Raw genomic sequence first — 13,412 nt, 5'->3', positions numbered from 1 at the left:
GCCCGACCGGTCACGGCCGCCAACCCTCGGTGACCAGCGCGGCCACGTCGTCGACGACGCGGACCGCACCCGCGTCGAGCAGCTCCGCGGCCGCCGACCCGCCCGTCCGGACGCTCAGACACGGGATCCCGAGCGCCGATGCCGACGCCACATCCCACACGCTGTCGCCGACCAGGATCGCCGGCCCGCCACCCGCGCGTTCGAGCGCGACGCCGAGGAGATCCGGCGCCGGCTTCGACGTGTCGGCATCGTCGGCGCTGGTCACCACGTCGACGTCGGACCGCGAGATGCCGAGGATCTCCAACGCGGTGTCGGTGAACTCCTTGGCGCTCGACGATGCCAGTGCCACCCGGTACCCGGCGCCGGTGAGCATGCGGATCAACTCGGGCGCCTTCGGCAGCACGTACGCTTCGCCGACCAGTTCGCGATAGCGTTGCGCCCACTCGTCGCGCAGCTGATCGCCCAGCGAGTCCTCGACGTCGGAGCCGCACACCTCGCCGACGAGTTGGTCGCCACCCATCCCGATCGCGCGATGGATTCGCCACCATTCCGGATACAGATCGTGACCGGCGAAGGCCCGCTGCCACGCCAAAGCGTGCAGATGATTGGAGTCGAGGAGGGTACCGTCGACGTCGAGGAGCACGGTGTTCACCGGCCCATCATCGGAGCGCACCTCACCCGAGGTCGCTTCGTCGGGCGCATCGGAACGCCCGGAACCTGCCGTATCGGCCATCGGATCCACCGTCGCTTTCTTCGGGTCGAGAGCTTTCTTCGGTCGAGAGCTTGAGGGTCTAGAACATGGCCCAGCTTTCACCGTGTCATCGATTCCAAACGCCATATCGAGTCAGGAGCGAATTATGGAGACACGATTCGGATACACCCTCATGACCGAGCAGGCCGGTCCCCGACAGCTGGTTCGCGACGCGGTCGCCGCCGAGGAGGCCGGATTCGACTTCGAGGTCTCCAGCGACCACTACTTTCCGTGGCTGTCGTCGCAGGGGCATGCACCATACGCGTGGACGGTGCTCGGGGCGGTGGCGTACGCGACCGAGCGCGTCGGGTTGATGACGTACGTGACGTGCCCGACCATCCGCTATCACCCGGCGGTCATCGCCCAGAAGTCCGCGACGCTGCAACTACTCGCCGAGGGTCGGTTCACTCTCGGACTCGGCGCCGGGGAAAACCTGAACGAGCATGTCGTCGGCGCCGGCTGGCCGGCCGTGGGCGAACGGCAGGCGATGCTCGCCGAGGCCATCGAGATCGTCCGCGCCCTCCACGACGGCGGATACGTCGACCATCGCGGTGAGTTCTTCCAGGTCGATTCGGCGCGGATCTGGGATCTGCCCGACGACGGCGTACCGATCGGTGTGGCGGTGTCCGGTCCGCGCGGCATCGACGAATTCGGTCCGCTCGCAGACCATCTCATCGCCACCGAACCGAATGCGGAATTGATCGAGCACTGGAACGCCAACGACGCGACGACCTCGATCGGGCAGGGTGACGCCGAAGCACTGACCCGCGCCATCGGGCAGATCCCGATCAGCTGGGACCCCGACCGCGACACCGCCCTGGCCCGGGCACACGATCAGTTCCGCTGGTTCGGCGGCGGCTGGCCGGTGAACTCGAACCTGCCGACGACCGCCGCCTTCGCCGGAGCCACCCAATTCGTCACACCCGACGACGTGGCGCAGGCCATCCCGTGTGGCCCCGACCTCGACGCCATCGTCGACGCCATCCGCGCCTACTGGGAGGCCGGATTCACCGATATCGCGCTGGTGCAGATCGGCGGCGAGAGCCAGGAAAGGTTCCTCGCCGAGGCGGCCGGGCCGCTATTGGAGAAGCTGCGGTCGGCGGCGGCCGGGTAGGCGGCGCGGGCCTGCTCAACCGGTGTGCGGGACGTCGGCACCGGCGAGTACCGCCCGGTCCGCGTCGGTCAGCGCCGTGGGCGTACCGGAGCGGATCAGTTCCTCGAAACCGTCGTCGTTCTCCATCACCGTCACCGAATAGAGGCGTTCACTGGTCGAGGTGTTCTCGATTCGATGCACCGACCCGGCGGGCAGCACGATCACCGAACCGGCACGTAGGCGGACCCTGTGCCCGTCGCTGTGCGCGAGACCTTCGCCCTGCAAGACGACGAACGTCTCCGTCGACGCCACGTGAGAGTTGTCGGGTTGCGACCCGCCCGGCTCCCACACCTCGAAGCACACCGTCGTCTGCGAGCCCGAGGTCCGCGGACCCGACAAGACCGCCAGCGCCACCGTGTCGTCGGGACTGATGCGGTAGGCGACGACATCGGCGATCGTGGTGGTCGTCGGCGGGGCGGCGACGCCCGCATCACCGGACAACTGCTTGATCATCGACTCCCTGACCACCGGACGATCACCGGACATTGCTTGATCACCGGACATGAGACCACTGCCCCCGTTCCGGTCGGAGATCGATTGCCGGATACACCCCGGCCGCACCCGCGCATCTGACCATGCGTTCGGCCGACTCGATATTCGCCTCGTCCCGCAGCGCATCGGGCACGCCGCGCTGCCAGGCCACGTCTCCCCCGATATACACCGAGACGAGGTTCCGCTGTCCGCACGCGAGCACGAATGTCGCGACGGGATCCCAGATCGGCCCCAGGTGGGGCTCACGGGGATCGACGACGATGAAGTCCGCGTATTTGCCGGCTTCCAGCGAACCCACCCGGTCCGCCACCCCGACCGCGGCCGCCGAGCCCATGGTGTGCAGCGTGAGAACATCTGCGGGCGAGAGGATTCCCGGGTCGGAGCGCACCGCGCGCTGCATGTACAGCCCTGTCCGCATGTTCTCGAACGGGTCGGAGATGTCGGTGCACGACTGGTCGTCGACGCCGATCCCGACCCGCACTCCACGGTCGAGCAACGTCGGCACGTCCGCGATGCCCGAGCCCAGTCGTCCGTTCGACATCGGCTGCCACACCACGCCGCTGCCGGTGTCGCAGACCCGCGTGACCATGCACTCGGTGGGGTGGACGAAGTGTCCGAAGGCGAAGGACTCCCCCAGGCAGCCGGCCGCGTCGTACCAGTCGAACTTGGACTGCTGGATGTCGAGCTGCTCGGCGGTCTCCACGAAATGCGCCTGGTTGGTGATCCCGTAGCGCGTCATGAGTTCTCGTTCGCGCTCGGCGGTGATCGGCGACGACGACCACTGCACCGACCCGTACACCGAACCACCGAGATTCGCCGGCGTGTCGATCGCCCATACGTGGCGCATCGCCGCGTCGAACCCGTCGAAGGCTTCGTCGGCGGAGAGTTGTTCGTCGTCGAGCCGAACGCTGGTGACCGACCGGATGCCGGAGCGATGCACACCGTCGACCTGACGTGTCACGAAGTCGGGTCCGTTCACGCGCTCGGCACGCAATGTCGATGTCCCGTAATCGAACACGGCGACGACGCGCGACTGGGTGAAGTTGTACACGGAGGTGATCCCGGCCGCGAGGTGATCGAGCGCCCCGGCCAGCGACAGCCAGTACAGGTCCTCCGGATCGGCGTGCGAGAGCATGTGGCTGTTGGCGCTGACCCACTCGTAGAGCGGGCTCGACGCCGCGACCCCGCGCATACCGCCGGTGAAGATGTGGCTGTGTGCCGAGACGAATCCCGGTGCCACGAAACAGCCGTCGAGATCGTGGTACTCGTCTGCGCCCGGCGGTGGCGTGCCCTCACCGATGGCGGCGATGCGTCCGTCGCGCACCGCGAGCCATCCATGCAGCCACTCCCGCACACCGTCCACGGGCAGGATCACCGCGTTGTGGAAGACGGTCTCGGTCATCCCGGTAGCACCTCCGTGTTCCATGCGCCGGAGTCGTTGCACCGAAACGCTATTCGTCGCGACGGACCGTCGGGATCGCCACGCCACAAGATGATCTCGCGTGGGATCAGGGCGTAGCCGACCCAGGTCGGCGGCGGGTCGAGCTCGTCGTTCTCGGCATCGAATCGTGCCCACGCCCGACGACGCTCCGCCGGCGGCCGATGTGCCAGGTCGGAGTCGTTGCGCCAGGCCAGGATCTGCAGGTAGCGGGAACGCTCCCGATAGGATCGGAGCGCCTGTTCCGGTTCGGCGACGCGCAGGTCCCCGTGCATGACCAATTGCCGCCCGGCGGCCGGCCATGCCAGCGCACACGCGCCGCGCGGCGCCTGTGCGATCTGCGCAGCCTTCTGTGACCTCGAGTCGGTGTGGAAATAGACTGCGGTGGCGTCGGATTCGGAGAGCAGGACGTGGCGCACCCGGGGATATCCGTCGAGGCCGACGGTGGCCAGCGACATCAGGGGCGGCGCCGTGAGCGCGGCGGTCCGCGTCCACATCCCCACCAACGTCATCGGATCGATGTCTTCCTGATCCTCTGGGGCACAGTCGGTACCGAAGTCGGTGGTACTGGTGATCATGCGTGCACCCGCCCGGGATCGAACACCGCGACCTCGGCGAGCCCGGCCACCAGTTCGTCCACCCGGCGCTCGAAGAGCTCGGCCCCGATCTCGGCGCTCGCGTCGGTGGGGTCACCCACGACGCCCGACTCGTCGAAATCGGTGGACAGCCAACCGAATTTGATGGCCGTGCCGAAACCGACATGGATGTTGTCGGCGACCGCATGCGGTACCGCCGCCACGGCCTTGTCTATCTGCACCAGGTCGGGGCGGACGTGCAGCATCATCGACGTCTCCGCCCAGCCTGCGTGGATGCCGAGACCCCGCTCGGTCGGGCCCGGCGTCGGTGGCCCCGACGAGAAGAAGGTCTGCAGATCGAATCGGCGGCGCAATTCCCGCGCCGCGACCTCGATCAACGCCGAATTGCCGCCATGAGCGTTGATGATCAGAAGCCGGCGCGCCGGCGTCGACGCGATCGCCGACCCGAGATCGACGAGCGTCTCCCAAAGGGTCGTCGCACGTAGCCACATGGTGCCCGGCAGTCGCGCGTGCTCGTCGGATTTGGTGTAGGCCAGCGGCGGCAGCAGCCACACGTCGTGGCCGGCGTCGGCGCCCCGGTCGACGACCGCCGAGGCGATCGCCTCGGCCATCACCAGATCGGTCGACAACGGCAGGTGCGGACCATGCGGTTCCATGGCGCCGGTGGGCAGAATCAGCACCGAGTCGCGGGTCAGCACCTCCCCGACCTCCGACGTGGTCAGATCACCGTACCGGCGCGTCGTGGTCGTCACATCCACCTCCCAGGATTGAGCAGCCCCATCGGATCTGTCCGAGCGGCAATCGCCTTCACCCGGTCGGCGTCGAGATCGACATACCACTGATGCGGCGAGTGCACACCGACCCCGAGCGCCTCCAGCTCCGGCACGCCCGCCACGACCTGTTCGGGGCTGTGGTAGATGCCGTTGAGCATGCCGAACATCATCTCGTGTCCCATCTCCAGGTGGAGCATGCCGCCCTCGTAGACCTGCTCCACCGCGTCGAGTGCGGTCACCAGCGCGTCACCGCGAACCTCCATGTGGAAGTACCTGTCCGGGTGCGCTTTCTGCAGCCACCACGTGGGGTGGTTGTAGGACAGTGCCGACATCTTCACCGTCTGCATGATTCCGTCGCGGACTGCCTCGACACGCCCGCCGGCCGCAGTGAGGCGATCACAGACCTCGTCGACGCACCGGGCGTCGAGAAGAGCGCGGATGCTCGCCCGCCCGCGAACCAGCGCCGGATCGCTCGGCAGGGCGTCGACCACCTCGGCCCGATCCGCCGACAACAGCCGGGGAGCCGGGTCGAACGTCGAAAGATCCAGTGCCGCAGTGAATGCGTCGTGGTGATCGGCGAAGCTCACGTAGATGCTGCGCCAGTCCTGCAAGGGTTCCACTCGTACGCGCGCCCCCACGATCACCCCGGCCACCCCGTAGGTGTGACCAGCGGTTGCGCGTCATCGCCTTCCAGATGCACAAGTTCCGCGTCATCGGTGGCGTACACCACGTCGAGCGCTTCGACGAAGCCCTCGTGGTTGCGGCCGTGCACGATCGTGCCCGTCCCCGCCGAACCGCCGGCGAGGAAGCCACCGAGGGTGGACTGCACCGTCGACGGATACATCCACAGCTGTTTGCCGTTGTCCCATGCGAATTGCTCGAGTGTGACCATCCGGGCACCGGCGAGCGCGGTGATGGCGCGATCGTCGATGGCCTCGATCGCGGTCAGCGAGGTCATGTCCATCACCAGACCACCGAAGCGCGGTACGACCTGCCCGTAGTTTCCGGTGCCCTTACCCCGCGTGGTGAGGGGCACACCGCGGCGCACCGCGGCTCGGACGATGTGCGGGATCACCTGTGGTGTACGGGGATAGCACACCAGGTCGGGCCGGCCGAGATCTTGCGCCGAGAGGATCGGACTCATTCCTGAGCCGTCCCGGGACGCGCGTGCGATGGCCCGCGGCAGCGAGCTGACACCGCGTGGGCCGAGCAGGGCGAGGAGATCGTCGGCGAGTGCCTCGACCTCATCAGGCCCGAAGTCCAGGCGGCCCTCGTCACGGTGCGTGCCGAAGACCGGTGCCGAGATCACTGGATTCCCACCGAGGTGTCGATGAACGCGTTGGTGGCGACCTTCTCCGGGGTGAGCCCGTCGGCGATCGGGGTCTTCTGCTGAGCGTAGATCGGCGCGGTGATGTCGATGATCCGCTGCACTCGCGCCGGGTCGAAGTCGCCTACCGTGGCGTTGTCGGTGCCGTTACCGATCAGCTTGAGACTCTTCATGGTCTCGTCCGCGTACTGGGCGTTGCGCGCCGAGTAGGTCCAGCCGGTGTTGTACTCCTTGACCGCGTCGAGGATGACCTTGTTGGCCTGGTCCGGCGACGCCAGGTAGTCGGCCACCCCGCGTTGCAGAACCGGCACCAACTTCTTCAGACAAGCCGAATCCTTCTGCAGATCACCGGAACGCACCGAGATCGCGGACTTGTAGGTGGGGAAACCGACATCGTGGAGCAGTTGATACTTGACCGGCTTCTTCCATCCCTGGACTTCTTCTTCGTAGATCTGCGGCTCGGCGCTGGCATAGCCCTGCTGGGCCTTCTTACCGCCTGCCGCAACGAAATTGGCGGGCGTGCCGTCGTAGCTGGCGTCGGTCTGACCCTTGTCGAGAATCCCGGCGCCGGTGAGGTAATTCATCCACGTGGTGCCCTGGAAGTACAGCACGGTGGCGCCGGTCTTCTTGAGATCGGCGATACCGTGCACCTGCGGGTAGGTCGCCGGGTCCCACATGATCATCTGCGGCGAGATGTCCAGCGGCGCCATGACCGCGGTCACCGGATTGGTCCGCGACAATTGGACGGCCTGGTCGGTGTCGACGTATCCGAGCATGATCGAGTCATCGGAATACATCTGGGCGGCCACCGACTGATTGCCGATCGCCGGCCCGCCCGCCCGGATCTCGATGTCGACGCCTGTGTACGCACCGTGATCGAACAATGGACCGACAACCCTCTTACCCGATGCATCGATCTTCGGATTCGGCCCGAGCAGCTGGTACAGGTGCCCGTGTTCGCCCTCCGGATACTGCAGGCTCACGTCGTGCAGCGCGTGGGTCCCGTTCGGGAAACGCAGATCCACGTGCTCGAACCCGACCATGGGGTGCCGGGTCACCGGCGGTGTGGGTGGGGATGTCGATGTCATGAACGACCTTCCGGGTGGTGAACGGACTGGGGCGAGGTGAGCTGCACGGGGGCGGACCGGAGCGGGAAGCAGGTCACGCGATCCTGCAGGTACAGGTTGGTGATCGGCAACGTGACCACCGAGATCCCGGACGTACGAAGCGCTTTGACGGTTTGTGACAACTCTTCGGGCTCCATCGTCGACGACCGGCAACAGTGGCCCGCGGTCCTGGTACGGTCGGCCGGCCATCCGGCGACGAGTTCGGCGAAGGTGCCGATCGTCATGTGATCGCCGATCAGGAATTCGTCGGTGTGCAGATCCACACCCACTCCGCGGCTCTCGGCGAGTCGGATCAGATGGGCGACCTCGGTCGCCGGGTCCTCGGCGATGTGGGGTGCGCCGCCCACGAGGTCCGCGCCGGCATCGAGCGCCCCGAGAACGACTTCCGACGGCGTTCCGGGAAGTGGAAGCGCGACGATCTCGATGGCCATCACCGACGCCAATTCGCGCCGTACCCGATCGATCGCCCGGATCCCGCGGTAGGGATCATCGCCGGCGAGGACATCCACATGGGTACGCACGGCAGTGGTCCCACGAGTGAGCACCAGCAACGCGGCCGCCCGTGCTCGCCGATGAAAGTCGGTCTCGTCGAACACGTCGACCCCGCGCCGCCAGCATTCGATCGCAGCATCGAGATCGCCGACGGCGGGTGTGAGATCCTCCCACGACAACGCCTTGTCGAGATGGGCATGGGGGTCGGCGGCCGGCGGCAGCAGTACGTGATCGCTCAGGTCGAGATGTCGTTCTCGGTATGCGCCCGCGGTCGTGGAGCCGATCGCCGTCACCCGCATCCGGCCCCCGTCGTCGGGGGCGAGAGCGACGTCGATCAGGTCACCCCCCGCCGATCGCGCGGTGATCACGCGATAGGGCGGCGCACCGTGTGACTGCATATGACCTCTCCGATGGTGAATGAAATGGCATCGCCGCATCGAAAGACGCGGCGCGGTGGTCCCGCCTGGCTGGGTGGCGGAGCTATGCTGATGGTCTGAGCTATGTTGATGTGGTCAACATCGAGAAAGGTACGAGCGCCGTATTGCGGTCGTGTTACGGGCAGACGTTGCGTGTGTGACATGTCCGCCGCCGCTTGAACACAACCCCACAGTGATTGCGCAGCACGGCAATTCGGACGCTCCAGGCGGCGTGACACGCACCGTCGGCAACCTCACAGTCCGATGGGCGGCTATTGTGACTCCTCAACCGTGATTCCTCGCCGCACAAACAGGAGGTCGTAGTGGCACTCGACAGTCCGGACCCGGCGCAGGCCACCTTGGGCGCCGAGATCCGCAGGCGCAGAACCGAGAAGGGATTCACCATCACGCAGCTGGCCACGGACGCGAAGATCTCACATTCCTTCCTCTCGCAACTGGAACGCGGATACGCCCGGCCGTCGATGCTCACCCTGGAACGCATCGCCTCCGCGCTGGGCACCACCCAGGTGAGTCTCATGCTCGCCACCACCCCGCCGAACACATCGTCACCGCCGAACGCACAACTGCCCGAGGGGACGCAACTGATGCGCAACGAGGAGGGCACCTGGTTACCGCGGTCTCCCGGACGGCGTGAGGCCAGTCACACGCGGCTGCTGGTTCGTGGGGACGCCGCCTTCTATCCGCAGGAACACCTCATCCAGAGCGCCGAATTCGACGAGTACTACCACCATCACCAACCCGAGTGGGTGCATGTGATCTCCGGTGAGATCGAGGTCGACCTCGGTGACGACCATCTCGTCACATTGCAATCGGGCGACAGCCTTTACTATGCTGGCCACATTCCTCACCGATGGCGCTTGAGCCGTGGCCTGTCCGCACATCTCATCGTGGTGCAGGCATCGGAATAGGAAATCGGTTCCCTGGCTGGGACATCGGCGGAGATCTTCCCCTTAGGAGATTTCCATGCCCACAACATCATCCCGTCTCCCCGATTCGGATCTGATCGAGGTCCGTGTCACCGGGCGACGCCCACTGACCGACCGCGTCGACGAGTTCACCCTGACCCCCCTGGCATCTGCGGCCCTACCCGACTGGTCCGCCGGCTCCCACATCGACATCCACACGCCCGGCGGCGCCGTCCGTCAGTATTCGTTGATCTCGTTGCCCGGCGACACCGGCACCTATCGCGTCGCGGTGGACCGATGCGATGAGGGCCGCGGTGGCTCCGTGTCGCTGCACCGTGGGGTGCAGCCCGGTTCTCAGCTCGGGATCAGCCGCCCGCGCAACCACTTCGCGTTGAGCCGGGCACTGCGATATGTCTTCGTCGCCGGCGGCATCGGGATCACCCCGATCCTCTCGCTGGCGGCGCAGGCCGAGCAGATGGGCCGGCCATGGAGTTTGCTCTACACCGGATCGGATCGGTCGCGCATGCCCTATGCGGCCGAGTTGTCCGAGCGCTTCGGCGACCGAGTCGTCATCCATTCCTCGTCGACGGCGGGACGGCTGAGTCTTTCCCGGCAGCTCGCCGACCTCGAGCCGGGTACCGCCGTCTACGCGTGCGGGCCCGAATCCCTCATCGCCGATGCCGAATCTGCCTGTGCCGACCAAGATGCCGTGGATGTGTTCGCCGAGCGCTTCGTGGCCGCCGATCGGCAGCCCGCGTCGGACGAGCCATTCGAGGTGTCCCTGGCACTCTCCCACCGCACCGTCACGGTGCCCGCCGGGCGGACGATCCTCGATGCGCTCGACGATGCCGGTGTCGTCACCGTCTCCTCGTGTCGCGAGGGTGTGTGCGGCACATGCGAAGCCGAGGTCGTCAGCGGCGAGATCGAGCACCGTGACTCCGTCCTGACCCCGGAGGAGCGGGCCGAGAACGAAACGATGATGCTGTGCGTATCGCGGTGCACGAGCGGACGATTGGTCCTCGACCTGTGAGCACCATGACGTTGCGCGGTGCCCTGGCGATCGTCGGCGCCGAATCAGAACACTCCGATGCCATCCACATCCGGGACGGTCACATCGTCTCTGCCGACGCCGACGTGCCGGGTGACACCGAGGTCGTCGACTGCACCGACTGTGTGGTGACTCCCGGCCTCGTCAATGCTCATCATCACCTGCTGCAGACGGCCTTCCGGACACTTCCGGGCAGTCGGTTCCGGCCGATGCGGGAGTGGCTGCAAGTGATGGCAACCGCCTATCGACGGATGCGGGTCGATCCCGAATTGTGTGCGGCGGCAGCCGCAGTCGGACTCGCCGAGTCGCTGCTCGCCGGGGTGACCACCGTGGCCGATCACCACCTGACCTGGCCCGCAGGAGTCGATCCGGTCGATCTGGCCGGGGCGACGATCGCTGCGGCCCGCGATGCCGGTGCCCGACTGGTGTTCGTCCGGGGCACCGCAGGCGACGACCCGCACGCCGCGGCCGACTCCGTACGCGCCATCCATGATGCGCATCTCGTCGACCCGAGTCACGGGGTGTCGGCCGACGGCATGACGCAGTTGGCGACCGGACCGTCGGGGGTGCATGCGGACTCGCCGGATACGTTTCGCGAACTCGCCACGGTCGCAGCCGAACTCGGTCTGCGGCGGCGCACCCAGGCCAACGAGCAGGTCGACGTCCGAATCGCGCAGGAGCGCTATGGCGCCCGACCGTTGCAGTTGCTCGAAGACTGGGGCTGGCTGGACCGGGATGTCACCGTGGCCCACCTGTGTGACATCACCACCGACGAGATCGCAGCGCTCGCCCGGTCGGGGGCACACGCCACGCACGCGCCCGGTTGTGACATCCCGATGGGCTGGGGTATCGCCGGGGTCGCGGACTTCCAGGACGCCGGCATCGTCGTGGGACTCGGGACCAGCGGGGGCGGCAGTAACGACGGAGGCCATCTGCTGGCCGATGCCCGCCTCGCCATGCAAGTATCCGGATTGATCGGCCGCCCGTTGTCGGCGCGGACCCTGCTCACCGCCGCGACGCAGGGATCGGCCACAGGTCTCGGCCGAGCCGAATTGGGTCATCTCCGGGTCGGCGCCGCCGCGGATCTGTGCGTCTGGGATTGCGGTGACGTCGACGACGCCGGGGTCGCCGACCCGGTCGACGGCCTGCTGTGGGCGTCACCGGGACGCCGCCCGCGCGATGTGATGGTGGCGGGTCGGTGGGTGGTGCGCGACCATCGATTGGTCGGCCAAGACTCTCGCGGCCTGGCCGAGCAGCTGCGCCGGCTGCTGCGCGATCGGGAGGCGTCGGCCTGAGATGATCAGGCGCGGCGGCGAAGCCGTGTCGCAGCCGTATGTTGTGACCAGTAGCGAAGGGACGACTGCGGCGCACGCGCTACCACATGCCACCGACAGAAATGCACAGTCACGGAGGACGCGAAAATCGTTGTCCACAAACCGTATTCGATACACAGACGCCGCAGATTTGGGTGCCATTGTCGGTCGATGCGTGTAGGATGGAGACATCGCATCGATCGCCAAGGGGGGCACCATGATCGCCGACGTCACCATCGAAAGCACGGATACTGCAGCAGTTTTGGCCGGATTTGCCGACCAGCTCACCGAACTCCGCACCCGCCCCGACATGACCGGGCCGCAGGCACACGCCGCGATGCAACAGATCCTGCTGATCCGCAATCTCGCCGACCACCACGCAACCACGTTCACCGGTGAACTCGACCGCCTCGGCGTCGCCGACGGCCACGGACGCCGCCTGCGGGAACTACTCGTCGTGATGGGGTGCGCGCCCGCCGTCGCCGCGCGGTTCGTACGGATCGGCACCGCCACCGACATCGACCCACTGCGACGCCACGCCGCCGACGGTTCGATCTCCTCCGAACACGCCGACGCGATCGTGCGGGGGCTGTCGCACATCGAAACCCGATCCGCCGAACCCGTCGACCCCGACATGCGGTCGGCGCAACTGATGTCACTGATGTCATGGTCTTCGGCAGGGATGGCACCGGCCCAGATCACTGATCACGCCCGCACCATCGCCAACGAACTCGCCGCAGACACCGACGACGGCAAGCCTGCTGCCGAAGACAAGTCGATCAACGAACTCGGGTATCACAAAACCGATGATGGCCGCCTCGATGTGCGCGCCAACCTCGATGCGGTTGCCGGGGAGAAACTCCACAGCAGGTCGAATCACTGTCCGCCCCGAAACCTCAGCCTGACGGCTCCCACGATCCGCGTTCGGCGGAGCGGAAACGTGCTGATGCTCTCGAGACGATCCTTGAGCTTGCGGAGAAAGGTTTCGCCGATGAGACGGTGTCGTGCAAACCGACCGGCGGGGTCCTGTTGACGATTCCTGCTGATGCCCCGAAGCTGTCCGCACTCGAGTTCATGGGATCTGTGACACCCGCGACGGCGAAAACGTTGGGTTGTGATGCCGCGGTCACCGTCGTCATCGTCGACGGCGAGCAGGTGCCGTTGAACGTCGGGCGTGAGAAGCGGCTGTTCACGCCGTCGCAGCGAAAAGCATTGCTGCTCAGGGATAAGTGCTGCGTCAAATGCGGTGCGCCGGCATCGCGAACGCAGGCGCACCACCTTGTGTCGTGGGTTGACGGTGGGACCACCGACCTCGACAACGGCTGCCTGCTCTGCACCAGCTGCCACCACGACGTCCACGACAGAGCCGGCGCCGGGAGCGAAGCGAGCGGGCCGAATGATCACTGGGACGTGGTCATGGGGTTCGATCGACATCCGTGGCTCATCCCACCGGCCACGGTCGACCCGCGACGGCGACCACTCCCCGCCTACAACCGACGCACCCTACACCTCGACAGTGCCGCTGCCTGAAACAGTCTCACCCACAACGACTTCCCGACT

11 protein-coding genes and 2 pseudogenes are annotated in these 13,412 nt (G+C 66.6%); 5 read left to right on the top strand and 8 right to left on the bottom strand.

Going from position 1 to position 13,412, the window contains the following annotated elements; genetic code table 11:
- Nucleotides 1-10: 10 nt before the first annotated feature.
- Entirely contained in the window at nucleotides 11-733 is a 723-nt protein-coding gene (locus ACPXB3_RS16735) for an HAD family hydrolase (protein WP_425704794.1), read from the bottom strand.
- A gap of 124 nt (nucleotides 734-857) precedes the next feature.
- Here ACPXB3_RS16735 and ACPXB3_RS16730 point away from each other — a divergent pair, with 124 nt between their 5' ends.
- Nucleotides 858-1,865 (top strand): TIGR03557 family F420-dependent LLM class oxidoreductase, encoded by a 1,008-nt coding sequence (locus ACPXB3_RS16730; RefSeq protein ID WP_425728559.1) that lies wholly within the window; start codon nucleotides 858-860, stop codon nucleotides 1,863-1,865.
- Between the two features lie 15 nt (nucleotides 1,866-1,880).
- On the opposite strand, the gene ACPXB3_RS16725 is transcribed toward ACPXB3_RS16730, so the two are convergent.
- The 7 genes and pseudogenes from ACPXB3_RS16725 to ACPXB3_RS16695 all read right to left on the bottom strand — a co-directional run bounded on the left by ACPXB3_RS16725 (nucleotide 1,881) and on the right by ACPXB3_RS16695 (nucleotide 8,547).
- The gene (locus ACPXB3_RS16725) at nucleotides 1,881-2,357 is read right to left on the bottom strand and encodes a cupin domain-containing protein (RefSeq protein ID WP_425704796.1); all 477 of its coding nucleotides are present in this window, start codon (nucleotides 2,355-2,357) and stop codon (nucleotides 1,881-1,883) included.
- Between the two features lie 40 nt (nucleotides 2,358-2,397).
- On the bottom strand, nucleotides 2,398-3,798 hold the full coding sequence (locus tag ACPXB3_RS16720; protein ID WP_425704797.1) for an amidohydrolase family protein: 1,401 nt from the start codon (nucleotides 3,796-3,798) through the stop codon (nucleotides 2,398-2,400).
- Entirely contained in the window at nucleotides 3,795-4,412 is a 618-nt protein-coding gene (locus ACPXB3_RS16715) for a pyridoxamine 5'-phosphate oxidase family protein (RefSeq protein ID WP_425728557.1), read from the bottom strand. Before ACPXB3_RS16715 ends, ACPXB3_RS16720 begins: the two co-directional genes overlap by 4 nt.
- A complete protein-coding gene (locus ACPXB3_RS16710) occupies nucleotides 4,409-5,182 on the bottom strand; it encodes a creatininase family protein (protein ID WP_425728555.1) in 774 nt (257 codons plus the stop codon). Before ACPXB3_RS16710 ends, ACPXB3_RS16715 begins: the two co-directional genes overlap by 4 nt.
- A pseudogene (locus ACPXB3_RS16705) lies at nucleotides 5,179-6,509 on the bottom strand (FAD-binding oxidoreductase). Before ACPXB3_RS16705 ends, ACPXB3_RS16710 begins: the two are co-directional and overlap by 4 nt.
- Nucleotides 6,509-7,618 (bottom strand): ABC transporter substrate-binding protein, encoded by a 1,110-nt coding sequence (locus ACPXB3_RS16700; protein WP_425728553.1) that lies wholly within the window; start codon nucleotides 7,616-7,618, stop codon nucleotides 6,509-6,511. The pseudogene ACPXB3_RS16705 and the gene ACPXB3_RS16700 overlap by 1 nt, the downstream one beginning before the upstream one ends.
- Nucleotides 7,615-8,547: a hypothetical protein gene (locus ACPXB3_RS16695; protein WP_425728551.1), complete on the bottom strand. Its 933-nt coding sequence runs from the start codon at nucleotides 8,545-8,547 to the stop codon at nucleotides 7,615-7,617. Before ACPXB3_RS16695 ends, ACPXB3_RS16700 begins: the two co-directional genes overlap by 4 nt.
- Nucleotides 8,548-8,888: 341 nt before the next feature.
- Between ACPXB3_RS16695 and ACPXB3_RS16690 the strand changes: the two genes are divergently transcribed.
- The 4 genes and pseudogenes from ACPXB3_RS16690 (at nucleotide 8,889) to ACPXB3_RS16675 (ending at nucleotide 13,382) form a co-directional block, all read left to right on the top strand.
- Nucleotides 8,889-9,494 (top strand): helix-turn-helix domain-containing protein, encoded by a 606-nt coding sequence (locus ACPXB3_RS16690; RefSeq protein ID WP_425704804.1) that lies wholly within the window; start codon nucleotides 8,889-8,891, stop codon nucleotides 9,492-9,494.
- Nucleotides 9,495-9,549: 55 nt separating this feature from the next.
- Entirely contained in the window at nucleotides 9,550-10,521 is a 972-nt protein-coding gene (locus ACPXB3_RS16685) for a PDR/VanB family oxidoreductase (RefSeq protein ID WP_425728549.1), read from the top strand.
- Nucleotides 10,518-11,834 (top strand): amidohydrolase family protein, encoded by a 1,317-nt coding sequence (locus ACPXB3_RS16680; RefSeq protein WP_425728547.1) that lies wholly within the window; start codon nucleotides 10,518-10,520, stop codon nucleotides 11,832-11,834. The genes ACPXB3_RS16685 and ACPXB3_RS16680 overlap by 4 nt, the downstream gene beginning before the upstream one ends.
- 235 nt (nucleotides 11,835-12,069) lie before the next feature.
- A pseudogene (locus ACPXB3_RS16675) lies at nucleotides 12,070-13,382 on the top strand (DUF222 domain-containing protein).
- Nucleotides 13,383-13,412 lie beyond the last annotated feature (30 nt).

It is taken from the genome of Gordonia sp. DT219 (assembly GCF_049847065.1).
Lineage (GTDB): Bacteria > Actinomycetota > Actinomycetes > Mycobacteriales > Mycobacteriaceae > Gordonia.
This window is presented reverse-complemented; position numbering and strand designations above follow the sequence as displayed.